The 14,784-nt window shown below is 68.0% G+C and carries 20 protein-coding genes and 1 tRNA gene; 18 read left to right on the forward strand and 3 right to left on the reverse strand.

Translation table 11 applies throughout. The features are described from left to right. From A6I89_RS02005 to A6I89_RS02090, 18 genes are all read left to right on the forward strand, one after another. A complete protein-coding gene (locus tag A6I89_RS02005; protein ID WP_016046507.1) occupies positions 1–753 on the forward strand; it encodes a C39 family peptidase in 753 nt (250 codons plus the stop codon). A 299-nt stretch (positions 754–1,052) separates the two neighbouring features. Beyond that, a complete protein-coding gene (locus tag A6I89_RS02015) occupies positions 1,053–1,481 on the forward strand; it encodes a hypothetical protein (RefSeq protein WP_016046509.1) in 429 nt (142 codons plus the stop codon). Positions 1,482–1,501: 20 nt separating this feature from the next. Then, positions 1,502–1,822, forward strand: a complete 321-nt coding sequence (locus tag A6I89_RS02020) for a hypothetical protein (protein ID WP_022598751.1) — start codon at positions 1,502–1,504, stop codon at positions 1,820–1,822. Between the two features lies 1 nt (position 1,823). After that, positions 1,824–2,483, forward strand: a complete 660-nt coding sequence (locus A6I89_RS02025) for a hypothetical protein (protein ID WP_016046511.1) — start codon at positions 1,824–1,826, stop codon at positions 2,481–2,483. A gap of 2 nt (positions 2,484–2,485) precedes the next feature. After that, complete coding sequence (locus A6I89_RS02030) at positions 2,486–2,899, forward strand: hypothetical protein (protein WP_016046512.1); 414 nt, start codon at positions 2,486–2,488, stop codon at positions 2,897–2,899. Positions 2,900–2,915: 16 nt separating this feature from the next. Further along, the gene (locus tag A6I89_RS02035) at positions 2,916–3,353 is read left to right on the forward strand and encodes a hypothetical protein (RefSeq protein ID WP_016046513.1); all 438 of its coding nucleotides are present in this window, start codon (positions 2,916–2,918) and stop codon (positions 3,351–3,353) included. Between the two features lie 15 nt (positions 3,354–3,368). After that, positions 3,369–4,460 carry a hypothetical protein gene (locus A6I89_RS02040; protein ID WP_016046514.1) on the forward strand — a complete coding sequence of 364 codons (1,092 nt, stop codon included), beginning with the start codon at positions 3,369–3,371 and terminating at the stop codon, positions 4,458–4,460. Between the two features lie 9 nt (positions 4,461–4,469). Beyond that, complete coding sequence (locus A6I89_RS24515) at positions 4,470–4,610, forward strand: hypothetical protein (protein ID WP_016046515.1); 141 nt, start codon at positions 4,470–4,472, stop codon at positions 4,608–4,610. Positions 4,611–5,105: 495 nt separating this feature from the next. Beyond that, on the forward strand, positions 5,106–6,104 hold the full coding sequence (gene pip / locus A6I89_RS02045) for a prolyl aminopeptidase (protein WP_022597026.1): 999 nt from the start codon (positions 5,106–5,108) through the stop codon (positions 6,102–6,104). A 44-nt stretch (positions 6,105–6,148) separates the two neighbouring features. After that, positions 6,149–6,778 carry an alpha/beta hydrolase gene (locus tag A6I89_RS02050; RefSeq protein ID WP_022597024.1) on the forward strand — a complete coding sequence of 210 codons (630 nt, stop codon included), beginning with the start codon at positions 6,149–6,151 and terminating at the stop codon, positions 6,776–6,778. Positions 6,779–6,811: 33 nt separating this feature from the next. Then, on the forward strand, positions 6,812–7,582 hold the full coding sequence (locus tag A6I89_RS02055) for a DUF1365 domain-containing protein (protein ID WP_080668417.1): 771 nt from the start codon (positions 6,812–6,814) through the stop codon (positions 7,580–7,582). Between the two features lie 26 nt (positions 7,583–7,608). Further along, positions 7,609–7,971 carry a fluoride efflux transporter FluC gene (locus A6I89_RS02060; protein ID WP_022597021.1) on the forward strand — a complete coding sequence of 121 codons (363 nt, stop codon included), beginning with the start codon at positions 7,609–7,611 and terminating at the stop codon, positions 7,969–7,971. Further along, positions 7,941–8,312: a fluoride efflux transporter CrcB gene (gene crcB / locus A6I89_RS02065; RefSeq protein ID WP_022597019.1), complete on the forward strand. Its 372-nt coding sequence runs from the start codon at positions 7,941–7,943 to the stop codon at positions 8,310–8,312. Before A6I89_RS02060 ends, crcB begins: the two co-directional genes overlap by 31 nt. A gap of 69 nt (positions 8,313–8,381) precedes the next feature. Then, positions 8,382–10,019, forward strand: a complete 1,638-nt coding sequence (pgm, locus tag A6I89_RS02070; RefSeq protein ID WP_005518886.1) for a phosphoglucomutase (alpha-D-glucose-1,6-bisphosphate-dependent) — start codon at positions 8,382–8,384, stop codon at positions 10,017–10,019. A gap of 35 nt (positions 10,020–10,054) precedes the next feature. Further along, on the forward strand, positions 10,055–11,389 hold the full coding sequence (locus A6I89_RS02075; RefSeq protein ID WP_005518887.1) for an MFS transporter: 1,335 nt from the start codon (positions 10,055–10,057) through the stop codon (positions 11,387–11,389). 146 nt (positions 11,390–11,535) lie between these two features. Beyond that, entirely contained in the window at positions 11,536–12,024 is a 489-nt protein-coding gene (locus A6I89_RS02080; protein ID WP_005518888.1) for a MauE/DoxX family redox-associated membrane protein, read from the forward strand. A gap of 87 nt (positions 12,025–12,111) precedes the next feature. Beyond that, positions 12,112–12,861, forward strand: coding sequence for a DsbA family protein (locus A6I89_RS02085; RefSeq protein WP_005518889.1), 750 nt, complete (start codon positions 12,112–12,114; stop codon positions 12,859–12,861). Between the two features lie 147 nt (positions 12,862–13,008). Then, positions 13,009–13,081, forward strand: a tRNA-Ala gene (locus A6I89_RS02090). Between the two features lie 142 nt (positions 13,082–13,223). On the opposite strand, the gene A6I89_RS24920 is transcribed toward A6I89_RS02090, so the two are convergent. The 3 genes from A6I89_RS24920 to A6I89_RS02100 form a co-directional block, all read right to left on the reverse strand. Then, positions 13,224–13,352, reverse strand: a complete 129-nt coding sequence (locus A6I89_RS24920; RefSeq protein ID WP_005518890.1) for a hypothetical protein — start codon at positions 13,350–13,352, stop codon at positions 13,224–13,226. A 176-nt stretch (positions 13,353–13,528) separates the two neighbouring features. Then, positions 13,529–13,825 (reverse strand): antibiotic biosynthesis monooxygenase family protein, encoded by a 297-nt coding sequence (locus A6I89_RS02095; RefSeq protein ID WP_022597016.1) that lies wholly within the window; start codon positions 13,823–13,825, stop codon positions 13,529–13,531. 186 nt (positions 13,826–14,011) lie between these two features. Beyond that, on the reverse strand, positions 14,012–14,752 hold the full coding sequence (locus A6I89_RS02100) for a (2Fe-2S)-binding protein (RefSeq protein WP_022597014.1): 741 nt from the start codon (positions 14,750–14,752) through the stop codon (positions 14,012–14,014). Between the last annotated feature and the right edge of the window lie 32 nt (positions 14,753–14,784).

Below are 14,784 nucleotides of genomic sequence, written 5' to 3' on the forward strand. Positions count from 1 at the left end.
ATGACCCAGAAGCAACTGCCCTATGACCGCGGCATCGTCCGACAGGAGACGGGCTACTGGTGCGGACCCGCGTCCGCGCAGGTGGTCCTGAACTCGCGGGGCATCAACGTCGCAGAGGCGACCCTCGCTAGCGATATCGGTACGACCTGGAACGGCACCGACTTCATCGGGCTGATCGAGCGCGTGCTGGACCGCCGCGTACCCGAGGCGAACTACACGTCGGTGTCGATGCCGAATGATCCGCCGACCGGCGCGCAGAAGGACCGCCTATGGCGCGACATCCTTCGCTCCGTGAACGCCGGCTGGGGCGTCATCGTGAACATCGTTGCGCCGCCGAGTAACTACCCCCGCGGCGTGCACGGGTCCACATCACCCGCATACGGCGGCGGCACCGTCTACCACTACATGACGGTCATGGGCTACGACGACGTGGCCCGCGCCGTATGGATCGCCGATTCAGGCTTCAGCCCTTACGGCTACTGGATGAGCTTCGAGCAGCTCACCACCCTCATCCCACCGAAGGGCTACTGCTACGCGAACGTAGACGGCCCCGCACCCGCCCCAGGAGGAACCATGGAAGACGACAAGCTCACCGCCGTACACCAGAAGGTGACCGGACGCTACAAGTCCCGTGTCCCTGGCAGCACCTACGAGGACGACATGCTCGGCTACATCCATCAGATCGACAGGGCGGTGTTCGAGCAGGGCCAGCAGCTCAAGCGCATCGAGGACCTCCTGAAGGGCGGCAAGTGATGACCTCTCCCACTCAGGTAGCTCACCCGTGGCGGGCAGTGGCGCGCACCGTGTTCGCCGCAGTCGTCGGCCTCGCTTCCCTCATTCCGACAGTGATCCTTGCGTCCGGCGTCCCTCCGGAGGGCTTGGCGGCGCAGGCGGTCGCCGTGTGCGCAGCGATCACTCGCGTCTTGGCCGACCCGCGAGTCAACCTGTTCATGACGCGGTTCCTGCCCTGGCTATCCGCGGCCCCCGGCGGCACTTCGGCTGGCCGGCATCGCGCCGATACCTGACCGCCCAGCCCTGGAAGGGGGCGGTCCGTGTACCGCAGAATCGCGGCCGCGGCGATCGGCATCTCGTCGATCGTGCGCGGCTCCTCTTATCTCAGCCCACAACTTCCCGATAGCTCAGTGGCGCAACTCGCGTTCGTCGATGAAACGATCCCGCTGACCTGGTACGCGGTCGGGTGGATAGCGACCGGGTCGATCGCACTGTTCGCCGCGGCCTGGCCGCACCCCCGAATCCTGGGCGCCGCGTTCGGTGCCGGTATCGGATTCAACATGCTGTGGGCACTCAGCTTCATGGCGTCGCAGGTATTCCTCGGCGTCCCACGGGCGTACGTGTCAGCTACCAGCTACCTCGTGATCGCGACCCTCATCTTCTGCGTGGCCGCACTCTCCGAACGGTTGAAGCTGCCGCCGGCGCCGAGGCTGGGGGGTGATCGATGTCGGGGTACCAAACAGCCCTAATCGGCGTTGCCGCCCCCATCGTGGCAGCGCTGTTCACGTACCTGGGGACTCGGGTGAACCGCCAGTCTACGAAGGAATCGAACAACACCGAGGCGTGGGCGGAAATCCTCAAGGCCAACAACGAGCAGAACGCTCGCTTGAACGCGGAGATCCGCGAGGTTCGGACCGACCAGAACGAGCTCCGGGGGCGGGTCGAAGACCTCGAACGCAAGCTCGAACACGAGCAGCGCGTGCGCCGCGGCGCCTTCGACTACATCCGCATCCTGCTGCGCTGGATCGAAACCCACCTCCCTGGAGTGACCCCACCAGCCGCCCCTGAGCTTCTGAGAGAGGAGCTGTGACGTGACCTATCCAGTCGGCCCAGCCCCCGACGGCGCGTATGTCGTCGGCTCCGACTACGGGCAGAGCTACGACGAAGCGAACGCGATGGCCCTCATGACCGGCGGCGTAAAGGGCGCCTTCAGCGGCGCGCAGGATCAGTTCAAGGACCAGTTCAAGGTATTCACCGATGGGCAGTTGGCACTGAACCAACGGACCGACTTACTGTCCCCACTGCTCGACTTCGGGTCCGCCTATATGAACACCAACCAGGGGTTTAACCAGACCGGCCAGTGCTCGTTCTCGAACCAGATCGGCCCCATGCAGGGATGCCGCCTATCTGGCGGGCGGATCATCCTCGACGACAAGGGTCTCTGGGATATCCGCTGCCAACTCTGGTTCGACTTCATCAACATCCTCACCGGCACCATCGAGTGGCAGATTCGCGTACTCACCCCCTCGGGGAATGTGTTCTCGCAGACCCGCGCCAAGCTAAATGACAGCGAGGCGGTCTCCTCGACGAACATCTGCTCGGTGGTGGTGCCGGCACCCGGCTACCAAGTACAGGCATGGGTGTCGTACATCGCGGCATTCCGGGGAATCCTCGGCGGCCCCGATCGCAACCGGCTGACAGTCCAGCACATCTCCCGTGACACCTCCACGGGCAACACGGGGCAGGGGTAACGATGACCATCCTTACTGGAACCGTCCGCGATATCGGCGCCTACGACGACCTGACCGTCTTCAAGTTCGCCACCCCCGTCGTCCGGGAGGATGACAGCGGCGACGGCATCATCACGACGCGCAAGGTGCGATGTCAGGCGAACGCCGGCGTGCTCACCACCCCCGACCTCGAGCCGGGTATCGCCATCCTCACCATCCAAGGCGACCCGCATCCGTACCAGATCACCGTCCCAGACTCTCCGACGCCGGTGCAGCTGTGGCCGCTCATTCAGGCCGCCACGCCGCCCGATCCCGGGTCGTGGACCACGGGCTACATCTCCAACGCCGGCGGTATCGCACGCGCCCAGGCGGTCCCACTCACCGCGTACCCCGGAATGGTGAAGGATCCCGAAACCTTCTACGTCATCTTCGAGTAACCACCAGGAGTCCCACATGGCCCACATCGGAAAGTTCTACGGCAGCTTCCTTCTCAGCGCCATGAACAAGGAAGTCGACCTCGACAGCGACACCCTCAAGGTGATGCTGTGCACCTCGGCATACACTCCGAACCAGGACACGCACCGCTACAAGTCGTCGATCACAGGCGAGGTGTCCGGCTCCGGATACACCGCGGGTGGCGTCACCCTCACGGGCGTCACCGTCACCTACGACGCGGCGACCAACACCCTCAAGCTTGACGCCGACGACGCCTCGTGGCCGGCAGCGACAATCACCGCACGCCATGCGGTCATCTACGACAGCACCCCCGGATCGGATGCAACCCGACCGCTGATCGGGTACACCACGTTCGACCAGGACATCTCGTCCACGGCCGCAGCGTTCCAGCTGATCTGGGACCCCGCCGGCATCTGCACGATGACCGTTTCCTAACTTCGGGAGGTAGCCGTGCCGATTGTCCGGAACGGCAGGGTCGCGGCGGCTCTCCGCTACATCGACGCCGATGGTGTCGAACATCAGGTGGTGCAGGTCCGCCTGGGTGACCGCATAGTGTTCGACGGCACGACGCCGGCTCTGGCGTCGGTGCGGCGGTTCACGGGTTCGGGGCAGGTTCTTGCCCCGTCGGTGCAGGCTGGGCAGAGTGTCGCCCTGCAGCGCTCGACGGCAGTGTCGGAGTTCCGTGCAATGACCGTCTCGGCCGGGGCTCGCATCGCTATGCCGACACTGACGGGGACAGGAACCGCTTTCGCGCCGGATGTGACGGGAGCGGCCGCACTGGAAGTTCTCGCCGCGCCAGCGACGGGACGCTTCCTGCCCGCCTCTGGCGGCGAGATCGCAGCAGGGGTCGTCTACCTGCCGGCCATGACGGCGATCGGGTCGGTACCCCCGCCGATCGCAGCAGTGCCGGCCGACGTCGAGGTCGAGATCATGACCGCGGTGGGCGAGGTGCGCCTGGTGTCGGTGTGCGGCCAGGCGCTCGCCGATGCCATCGCAGCCACCATGTCGGGGCAGGCGTTCGCACCGTCGGTGAGAAACGGGCAACGGCAGGACGTGCCGCGCAGTACCGCAACCAGCAAGGCGACAGCGCCGAGCGTTTCCGCCGGAGCGCGTGTCGGGATGCCAGTCGCGACTGCCACTGGACAGATGCGGGCGGCGGATACCGGCAAGCCATTCCCCATGGGCATGGACAAGAGTGGGAACCAGTCGATCACGAGCTTCGCGGTCACCGACCTGATTGGGTTCGTGGTCCGCTCCGGATTCCCGGACACCAACCTCGTCGGCGACAAGCTCGTCTCGGGAGCCTCGATGACGGTCACATTCACGGCGCGAGTGGGGGCCTCCGGAAACATCGGACAGACCGTCCGCGTGGTCCGGAACGGCACCGAAGTGGTGGCGTCCGGATCGGTCAACACGGTTCTCACGGGAACGGTGATCTTCACGTCCGCGACGGACACCCTGCACCTGCAGGTCACGAACGCTGGCGGAACCGGCGTCTTGGGCGGCTCCCTGAACACCTACCTCTACTGGACCGTCGGCTAGGAGTCGCGCATGGAAACGGTCACCCTCCCCGGCCTACCGGGGCACACCATCACCCTTGAGGTCGACGGCGCATGGCTCTCATGCGAGGTCCGCGACAGCGGCGGCGAGGTCCGCTACTCGGCAGGCTGGGACACCACACCCACCGCATGACACTGGCCCCCACCCTTCACCGGGTGGGGGCCTTTAGTCGTCGGAGCCTGATACGAGTGAGGGACACCCCAACTTCCCCTCGGGGTGTCCCTCTGCCCGCGTGCCCGCTTCCCTCAGGCACGCCACGACGATAGCAGCAGTCGAACAGGTGTGCGACCAAGGATAAAGGCGCGCACGGAGCATCGCTCACCGCTTACTCACCGCTTTGGACATGCGAACCCTGGACCGGCCGCAATTACTTACGAGCAAGTCAAATGGTGACTCACGAGCAAGAATCCAGCACTTAGCGGATAGCCTGCGCGTAAGTCGACCAGTTGGCGCGCAACGAAACTGGGCACACGGAGAAGCCCTGGCAAAGCGGCGGAGGACCCGGGTTCGATTCCCGGCAGCTCCACTGAGAAGGGGCCCGATCGGAAGACCTTTCCGATCGGGCCCCTTTTTCCTGCCCGAAGTCCTTCTGCCCGGAGCCGCTCGCCCCACTGGCACACTCGTCCCATGGTTGTCCGCTATCCACCGACCGAGCCCTACGAGACCGGTCTGCTGCACGTGAGCGACGGGAATTGTCTGTACTGGGAGACGGTCGGCGAGCCGGACGGGCTCCCGGTGGTCTATCTGCACGGCGGCCCGGGCGCCGGGGCCGGGCCCGGCAGGCGGCGGCTCTTCGATCCGGACAAGTTCCGGGCCGTGCTGTTCGACCAGCGCGGTTGCGGCCGCAGTACGCCCCGCGCGGACGATCCCGGGGCCGACTTGTCGACCAACACCACCGTTCACCTCGTGGCGGACATCGAGCGGCTACGGGAGCATCTCGGCATCGAACAGTGGCTCGTCGTGGGGGTGTCGTGGGGTGTGACGCTCGCACTCGCCTACGCGCAGGCGCATCCGGACCGCGTGACGGGGATGGCGCTCGGGGCGATCACGTCGGATCCTCGTCGCGACGTCCGGTGGATCACCCGGGACATGCGGCGGATCTTTCCGCGTGAATGGGAGAGCTTCGTCGAGCCGATCCCGACGGAGGAGCGGGACGGCAACCTTGCCGCCGCGTACGCGCGCCTGCTCGCCCACCGCGATCCGTCGGTGCGCGAGCACGCGGCCGTCCGGTGGTGCGAATGGGAGGACACACATGTCTCTCTCACTCCCGGATGGACGCCGGACGCGCGATATCGGGATCCGACGTTCCGGATGGTGTTCGCGCGCCTCGTCACGCACTACTGGGGCAACGACTGCTTCCTCCGCCCGAGCGAGCTGCACGACAACATGCACCGGCTCGCCGGCATCCCGGCTGTTCTGGTGCACGGCCGGTACGACGTGTCCGGTCCTCTCGACATCGCGTGGGAACTGTCCCGGCGGTGGCCGGGCAGCCGTCTCGTCGTCGTCGACGACGCCGGGCACGGCGGCGGCAGCTTCACCGAGCATCTCGTTGCCGCTGTCGACTCGTTCGCGCAGCAGGGGACCGGGCCTGCTACGGGCGCGCGATCAGGGTCGACGGGCGGCTGACGCGGATCACCCATCCGCACGCCCACCGGTTCCGAATACCGGGCATGTCGGTACGGAGACGAACGCAGAACGGTGAGGGCGGGACCCCGGCTCTGATCGTGTTGGTGCTGCCGGGTGGCAAGGCGAGCGATCGTCGCCGCTCGAAGCCCTGGCAGGTCGCCGATCTGCGCATGTCGTCGTTCACCCGGACGCTCCGGCGATCCTGCCCGGAAGTGGAGGTCCGGCAGGTCCGCTACCTGCTCCGGGGTTGGAACGGAGCCGACCGCAGCCCCGTCCACGACGTCCGCAGGATCCTCGACGACCTGCGACCGGCACAGACACCGGTGGTTCTGGTGGGCCACTCGATGGGCGCGCGAGTGGCGGCAGTGGTCGCCGACGACCCTCTGGTGTGCGGGGTCCTCGCTCTGGCCCCGTGGTGGCCTGAGGGGGAGGGCGGGTGCGTGCCGACCGGCCGGCGGATGGTCGTCGTGCACGGCACCGCGGACACCTGGACCGACCAGGCGGCGTCGCGGCGACAGACCACGTTGGCTCAGGCGCGGGGCCTGGACGCCCGATGGATCGGTATGGCGGGCACGGGCCACACCATGCTGCGCCACCCGGGCCGCTGGCATCGGATCGCCGTCGATTTCGTCCGTGACCAGACGCGCCGCTGTACGCCTTCGAACGTCTCGTGAGCATCGGGTACGAGCAGAGCCACGGAGGAGGCTGTGGGCATGACGACCGCACCACCACCACCGCTGCCGTCGACGCCGGCGATCTATCGCACGACGGTCAGCCACGTGCGAACCGCACCGCTGCACAACGCCTTCCGCTACCGCAGCTACAGCTGGCTCGTGGACATCGACAACCTGCCGAGGTTGCCGCGCGTGCTCGCACGCTTGGCCGGCTTCGCGTCCGCAGACGAACTCGGGGACCTGTCGTGGACCCTGCGGCGAACCGTCGATGCCTTCCTGGCGGCGCACGCGATCGACCTCGACGGTGGGAAGGTGCTGATGCTCACCGATGCCCGGGTGTTCGGGTACGTGTTCGATCCGCTCACCGTGTTCTGGTGCCACGACGTCGAGGGGCGCCCGGCTTGTGTGATCGCGGAGGTGCGCACCACCCACGGCGACAGGCAGTGCTATCTGCTGCGGCCCTCCGCGCACGGGGGTACGCGCGCGGCGCAGGACTTCTACGTCTCGCCGTCCGGCGACGAATGCCGAATGCGGGTGCCCTCGCCGGACGCGTCGCTCCGGCTCGGGATCTGCCTCGAGCGTCCGGGAGAACGGCCGCTCGTCGCGACAGTCGTGGGCGACCGGCGCGACGTGACCGCGCGTGAAGTGCTGACCGCCGCACTCACCATCCCGATCGCGCCGTTGCGCGTGGCCGCGCACACCCGGTGGCGGGGGATCCGGCTGCGGGCCCGAGGATTGTCGCCGCGGCCGCGGCCGCGGCCCCGCGTCGCTGATGCGGCGGTCCGTCCGCGTCTGCCACAGTAGGTATCGGCCGGCAGACAGGAGGAGCGATGGCGCAGGCGCGGGCCCTGACGGTGGTCGCCGCGGGCGGGGCCGTCGGCGCGAGCATCCGCTACGCGCTCGCACTGCAGTTCCCCGGTATCTGGACCATCCTCGTGATCAACGTCCTGGGGTCGTTGCTGCTGGGCATCCTCGCCGCCGTGCTCGGACCCGACCGGTTGTGGCGTCTGTTCCTCGGTGTCGGTGTACTCGGCGGATTCACCACGTTCTCGACGTTCGCCGTCGACGTCGTGCAGCACCCCGGCTCGGCGGTCGTGTACATCCTCGCGACCCTCCTGCCGGCACTGCTCGCGGCACGCATCGGGATGGCGCTCGGTGACGAATGGCACTCCCGGCGGCGGGCGCAAGCGTGACGGTGCTGTGGGTCGCGCTCGGTGGTGGCGTGGGCGCGGGGGTTCGCTACCTCACCGGCCGCCACCTCACGTCGTACGGGAGCTTCCCGGTGCCCACGTTCGTCGTCAACGTCGTCGGCTGTTTCGTCCTCGGCCTGCTCTCGGGCGCCACGTTGCCGCCCGCGGTGTTCGCGTTGCTGGGCACCGGCTTCTGCGGTGGCCTGACCACCTACTCGACGTTCGCCACCGAAACTGTGGGTCTCGCACGTGTGCGGCGAACCGGCACCTCCGTCGTGTATGTCGCGTCCAGCATCGCGATCGGTATCGGATTCGCCTGGTTGGGGTTTCGAATCACCGCTTGAACGCGCCGGGAACCCCCGGCCCTGGCACGATGGGAACCGAGTTTCCAGTTCGAGGTTTCGGAGGGGTCGATGGTGCACGAACGAGCGGGTCAGGTGGCGTTGCCGGAGGATCTGGAGGATCTGGCGCACCTGGTGTCCGCGTACTACACGCGCACCCCCGACCCGGCTGATCCGTTGCAGCAGGTGATGTTCGGCACGTCCGGCCACCGCGGCTCGAGCCTCGACTCCGCGTTCAACGAGGCGCACATCCTCGCGACGACGCAGGCGATCGTGGAGTACCGCAGCGGCCAGGGCATCACCGGCCCACTGTTCCTCGGCCGCGACACGCACGCGCTCTCGGAGCCGGCGTGGGCGACCGCCCTCGAGGTGCTGGTCGCGGGCGGCGTTGCGGTGGTGATCGATTCGCGCGACGGTTACACCCCGACGCCGGCGGTGAGCCACGCCGTTCTGCGGCACAACGCCTCCGGCCCGGCGGCGCGCGCCGACGGTATCGTCGTCACCCCTTCGCACAATCCGCCGCGCGACGGCGGCTTCAAGTACAACCCGCCGCACGGCGGCCCGGCCGACAGCGACGCCACGACGGCGATCGCGGACCGCGCCAACGAACTGCTCCGCGCGGGCCTGTCGGGGATCGCCCGGGTGCCGCTGGCGCGGGCCCTCGCGGAGGCCGGGCGGTACGACTACCTCTCCGAGTACGTCGACGACCTGCCGGGCGTCCTCGACCTCGACGCGATCCGGGCGTCCGGTCTGCGAATCGGGGCCGACCCGCTGGGTGGTGCCTCCGTCGACTACTGGGGGGCCATCGCCGAGCGGCACCGCCTCGACCTCACCGTCGTCAACCCGCTCGTCGACGCCACGTGGCGGTTCATGACACTCGACGGTGACGGCAAGATCCGGATGGACTGCTCGTCGCCGCACGCGATGGCCTCGCTCATCGCGGCCCGCGACCGATTCGACCTCGCGACCGGGAACGATGCCGACGCCGACCGGCACGGCATCGTCACTCCCGACGGCGGCCTCATGAATCCCAACCACTACCTCGCGGTCGCGATCGACTACCTCTACACCTACCGCGCCGGGTGGTCGCCGACGACGAAGGTCGGCAAGACGCTCGTCAGTTCGTCGATGATCGACCGCGTCGCCGGTGGACTGGGACGCCCCGTCGTGGAGGTGCCGGTCGGTTTCAAGTGGTTCGTGCCGGGACTGCTCGACGGCTCACTCGGCTTCGGCGGTGAGGAGAGCGCCGGCGCATCTTTCCTGCGCCACGACGGCACCGTGTGGACCACCGACAAGGACGGGATCCTGCTGGCGCTGTTGGCCGCCGAGATCACTGCCGTCACCGGGCAGAGCCCGTCGGCCCGGTACCGCGAACTCACCCGGCAGCACGGCGATCCCGCGTACGCCCGCATCGATGCGCCGGCGACCCGCGAACAGAAGGCGGTGCTGGCGAGGCTGTCGCCGGAACAGGTCACCGCGACCGAACTGGCCGGCGAACCGGTGACCGCGACGCTCACCGCCGCGCCCGGCAACGGTGCGGCCATCGGCGGCCTCAAGGTCACCACGGAGAACGCGTGGTTCGCCGCCCGCCCGTCCGGGACCGAGGACGTGTACAAGATCTACGCCGAATCCTTCCGTGGCCCCGAACATCTCGCGCAGGTACAGGCCGCCGCTCAAGACGTCGTTTCCCGCGCACTGGGACTGGGCTGAACGGCCGTTCACCCTCGCCGATAGATTCATCGGCAATGAGTAACACTGACGCGGCGGCGGGCGCCGACACGAAACTGCCCAAGGAGATCTGGGTCCTCGTCGTGTCGGCGTTCATCGTCGCTCTCGGCTACGGGATCGTGGCGCCGGCGCTGCCGCAGTTCGCGAGCAGCTTCGGGGTGGGCCTCACCGCGGCCAGCGCGGTCATCAGCGTGTTCGCGCTGATGCGTCTGCTGTTCGCACCGATGAGCGGGCGGCTCGTCCAGAAACTCGGTGAGCGCCCCACCTACATGTCCGGGCTGCTCATCACGGCGGCGTCGATGGGCGCCTGCACGGTCGCGTCCGAGTACTGGCAGTTGCTCGTCTTCCGGGCCCTCGGCGGCATCGGATCGACGATGTTCACGGTGTCCGCGCTCGGCCTGCTGATCCGGATGTCGCCGCCGCAGGGCCGCGGCCGGGTGTCCGGGATCTACACCGCGTCGTTCCTGATCGGCACCATCACCGGCCCGCTGTTCGGCGGCGTGTTCGCCCGCTTCGGTCTGCGGGTGCCGTTCGCGATCTACACGGTCGCGCTGGTGGTCGCGGCCGCGGTCGTGTTCGTCGCACTCCGCAACTCGCGCCTCGCCGCACCCGAGACGGACAGCGGTCTGCAGACCATGACCCTGCGGGAGGGTTTGCGCGCACCGATGTTCCGGGCGGCACTCGCGTCGAATCTCGCCACCGGCTGGGTCATCTTCGGTGTGAGGATCGCGCTCGTCCCGTTGTTCGTCGTGACCGCTCTGGAGGGGGACACCGCGGCCACCGCCGTCGCGCTCACGGTGTTCGCGGTCGGCAACGCCTTGGTCCTGTTGCGCTCGGGACGGTTGTCGGACCGAATGGGGCGGAAGCCGTTCGTGATCGCCGGACTGCTGATCTGTGGACTGTCGACGATGACGATGGGTCTGACCGACGACCTCGTGATCTTCTACGTCGCGACCGCTATCTCCGGCATCGGCTCGGGCATCATGGGCCCGGCGCAGCAGGCTGCGGTGGCCGACGTCGTCGGCTCCGGTCGGCGCGGGGGGCCGCTGCTGGCTGCGTTCCAGATGACCAGCGACATCGGCGGCTTCGCCGGGCCCCTCGTGGCGGGAAGCCTCGCGGAGAAGCTCTCCTTCGAGGCGGCATGGGCGGTGACGGGCGCGATCATGCTCCTGCCGATCCTGCTGTGGGTGGTGGTGCCCAAGGGGATCCGTCCGGGATCAGCCGACCCCGAGCCCGACGAGCGCACCGACGACGTACGTGGCACCGACCGCGAACGCACCGAACATCAGTTGCCGCAGGGTCCCACGGAGCTCGGCGGTGAAAGACGCGGCGAGCCCGCCCGCGAGCAGTAGGCCCGCGCCGCCGCCCGCGAGCCGGCGAACAGCGACTCGAAGCTTCTCGGGACGGGGCACGCAGTCGTCCCTACGACCGAATCCAGCTGCGGAAACGGGCGATGATCCAGAAAGCGCGGGCCGGCCTGTTCGGTAGCGTGTGAGACGTGTGGATACGCATTGTGAGCCTCCTCGCGCGCCTCGGTCTGGCCGCGGTGTGGCTGATCTCCGGGTGGATCAAGTTCATCGACCCGACGCAGACGGTCGTGGCGGTCCGGGCCTACCAGCTTCTGCCGGAGGACCTGGTGCGCCCGGTGGCGTACACGATGCCGATGCTCGAGATCGCGCTCGGCCTGTTCCTGGTGATCGGACTCGGTGTGCGGCTCACGGCGATCGTGTCCGCCGCGGCCCTGCTGGTGCTCATCGGCGTCATCATCTCGGTGTGGGCGCGCGGGCTGTCGATCGACTGCGGCTGCTTCGGTGGCGGTGGGGCCGCGGACGTGGACGGCTGGGACTACGCCCGGGAGATCGCCCGGGACGTCGGGTTCCTGGCGCTGGCGGTGTGGCTCGTCGTCTTCCCGCGTAGTCCGTTCGCTCTCGGGCCGCGCTCGCGCGGGTCGTTCTCAGTGCCCGCTCAGGCAGCGGTGGCAGAGTAGGTCCCGAGTAGTGCCTGCACGCGGCCCCGCGGCAGGCACTCCGGTCAAGTTCCGCACGGATCTCACAACCATGACGAAGGACGCGAAGTGAGTTCGAAGAAACCGAAGTCGGCGAAGTACAACCCGCAACCGACCTCCAGCAAGGCCACGTACATCGTCGGCGGCATCGCGGTCGTCGTGATCGCCGCGCTGGTGATCGGCGGCATTCTCCTCACGCGCGACAGCAACAAGCCGCGCAACGAGGGATACGGAGCGGTGCAGAACTCCGCCGTCCAGGTGACGATGGGGGAGGCGGGCGTCGTCCGTCTGGGCCTGCCGGATGTCACGAACACCATCGACGTGTTCGAGGACCCCATGTGCCCGTACTGCGCGCAGCTCGAGGAGAAGCACGGCCAGGAAGTGGCGCAGGCCATCGACGAGGGCAAGGTCGCGGTCAACTACCACATTCTCAACTTCCTGAACCGGCTCTCGGCCAGCGGGGACTACTCGACGCGCGCCGTGGCCGCGTCGCAGTGCGTCGCGCAGACCGGTGACGCCATCGCGTACTCGAAGTTCCACGCCGAGCTGTTCTCGCCGACCAACCAGCCCGCCGAGAACGGCAAGTCCGATCTGTCCAACGAACAGCTCGCGACCCTCGCCAAGGACGCCGGCGCCGACGAGGCGGCCGTCAACTGCATCACGAGCGGTGAGCGCATGCAACAGGCCGCCGCGGACGCCGAGACGGGCCGTCAGGCCCTCGCCGCGTCCGGTGCCACCGGCACCCCGGCCGTCGTCCACAACGGCCAGGTGATCGACGCCCTGAGCGATCCGGACTGGGTCTCGCAGGTTTCGCAGTAGAAGCTGCCCGGTGGCCGGTCCGCAGCGGACCGGCCACCGACCGGCTTATCGCCTCTGACCAGCCGATTTGTTGTCCGAGTCGGCGGTGGTGTAACTTTCTTTCAGCACGAGGGAGTCACTCCCGAAGCGCAGAGAACAACTCGATACGGGGCTATGGCGCAGCTGGTAGCGCACCACACTGGCAGTGTGGGGGTCAGGGGTTCGAGTCCCCTTAGCTCCACTCCGAAGACCGGGCCACGATCATTGCGATCGTGGCCCGGTCTTCTTCGTGTCCGAGCTCCCGCCGCGAGGTTCCCCCCGAACGAGGAAACCCCCGATCCGTCCGGGGACGGGTCGGGGGTTTCGAGCCTGTGGCTGACGAATCAGCTGAAAGCAGCCACCGCGCCGATGAGGCTCAGGATGGCGCCGAGGCCACCGATGACGGTGCCGATGCCGCTCACGACCGGCTGAATCTGCTTGATCAGCGCGAGATCTGCGTCAGACGAACCCATTTTTACTCCTCTGGTGTGTACGCCGGCACGGTGTCCGGTTGTCGATAGCCGCAACCAAACAACCTTTCGGTTGACTGGGAGGCGGATCGACCGTAAACCAGATTGTGGCGGCTGTCTCGTCGAACGGTCCACTGTGCGGAACGTCCGTGGTAACGCGTCCGGTGGGGCTCGGGCGTTCAGGCGCGGTCCACGGGCTCGTAGTGCTCGACGGTGGGGAACGGGTCGTAGAAGTGGTGTAGCAGGTGCCGCCACTGCTGGTACTCGTCGGAGCCCCGAAATCCCTCGGTGTGGTGCTCGAGAGTGTCCCACTCGACGAGCAGGAGGTACGCGTCCGGGCGTTCGACACAGCGGGACAACGAGAGCCGGCGGAACCCCGGCATTGCGGAGACGATCGTTCGCGCCTGTGCGAACGCCGCTTCGAACTCGTCGGCGTGGCCCGGTTTCACCTGTAAGGGAGCGTGTTCGAGGATCATCCGCGCATCCTGTCAGCTGCGCGGAGACGGTGCCAGGTGGTGGCGCGGAGTACTCTCACGCGCCACCACCCGACGGCTCGTCCGGACAGGGGGGGAAAGCCGGACGAGCCCCGTTGCTGCCCAGGGGGGAGGGGCAACATTTTTGTACTCTAGTGCAATTTGTGGTGCGGGGCACGCCGCCTCGGTCTAATGACCTATTTTCGCTGGGTCGGACCCCTGCCCGGGCTCGGGTGCGTGCGGAGGGATGAGCGCGCAGTCCCCGCAGTAGCCGGAGACCGGCGTGCGATAGAAGAGGCAGCAGCTACGACGTCGATAACCGTCGCCCTGCCGGTCGACGGTATCGATCAGTCGAGAGTCCCGCAGCATCGTCTCGGCGACGCGCATTGCCGCCGTGTCGCTCGCACCGTCGAGCATGCGGGCGGCCCCGATCAGTGCCGACGCGGCGTTGCCCCACAGCAGGCGGTCCGACATCGGCTCGACGGTGCGGATCGCGGCGACGAGCGGCGCCAGGTGGCGGTCGAGGACCATCTGCCGCGCGACGTCGACCAGGCCGGTGCCTCCCCAGCCGACCGGCTCGGCCAGATGCAGGTCGATGCGGCCGTCCGTGTCGCGCCACAGCAGGCGGTCGGCGTCGGGCAGGATGCCGGCGCGGACGATGCCGCCGAGCGTGAGCGACCACAGTCGGGCCGCGTACCCGAGGAACAACGTCGACGCCGCCACCCGGTACTCGGTGCTGCCGATCCGCGCGCCCACGTGCCCCGCGACGCCGGCGAGCGCGTGGGCGTCGTCGTACAGGTCGCGCACCGGACGCCAGTCGCCCGGCCCGGGATCACCCGTCGTGGCGGTGAAGTACGGACCGAGGCCCGCGAGGGTCGCCAGGGTCGCTGTGACGGCGCAGCGGGACGCGGCGGTCACCTCGGCTCGCACCCGCGTCTCCTGTCGTCCTCGTCTGACCGGGG

Source organism: Prescottella equi (assembly GCF_002094305.1).
GTDB classification, from domain to species: domain Bacteria; phylum Actinomycetota; class Actinomycetes; order Mycobacteriales; family Mycobacteriaceae; genus Prescottella; species Prescottella equi.

Coding starts and splice junctions, on each gene's coding strand:
- A6I89_RS02005 (WP_016046507.1), top strand. CDS start 1: ATGACCCAGAAGCAACTGCCCTATGACCGCGGCATCGTCCGACAGGAG.
- A6I89_RS02030 (WP_016046512.1), top strand. CDS start 2,486: ATGACCATCCTTACTGGAACCGTCCGCGATATCGGCGCCTACGACGAC.
- A6I89_RS02035 (WP_016046513.1), top strand. CDS start 2,916: ATGGCCCACATCGGAAAGTTCTACGGCAGCTTCCTTCTCAGCGCCATG.
- A6I89_RS24515 (WP_016046515.1), top strand. CDS start 4,470: ATGGAAACGGTCACCCTCCCCGGCCTACCGGGGCACACCATCACCCTT.
- pip (WP_022597026.1), top strand. CDS start 5,106: ATGGTTGTCCGCTATCCACCGACCGAGCCCTACGAGACCGGTCTGCTG.
- A6I89_RS02050 (WP_022597024.1), top strand. CDS start 6,149: ATGTCGGTACGGAGACGAACGCAGAACGGTGAGGGCGGGACCCCGGCT.
- A6I89_RS02060 (WP_022597021.1), top strand. CDS start 7,609: ATGGCGCAGGCGCGGGCCCTGACGGTGGTCGCCGCGGGCGGGGCCGTC.
- crcB (WP_022597019.1), top strand. CDS start 7,941: ATGGCACTCCCGGCGGCGGGCGCAAGCGTGACGGTGCTGTGGGTCGCG.
- pgm (WP_005518886.1), top strand. CDS start 8,382: ATGGTGCACGAACGAGCGGGTCAGGTGGCGTTGCCGGAGGATCTGGAG.
- A6I89_RS02075 (WP_005518887.1), top strand. CDS start 10,055: ATGAGTAACACTGACGCGGCGGCGGGCGCCGACACGAAACTGCCCAAG.
- A6I89_RS24920 (WP_005518890.1), bottom strand. CDS start 13,352: ATGGGTTCGTCTGACGCAGATCTCGCGCTGATCAAGCAGATTCAGCCG.
- A6I89_RS02095 (WP_022597016.1), bottom strand. CDS start 13,825: ATGATCCTCGAACACGCTCCCTTACAGGTGAAACCGGGCCACGCCGAC.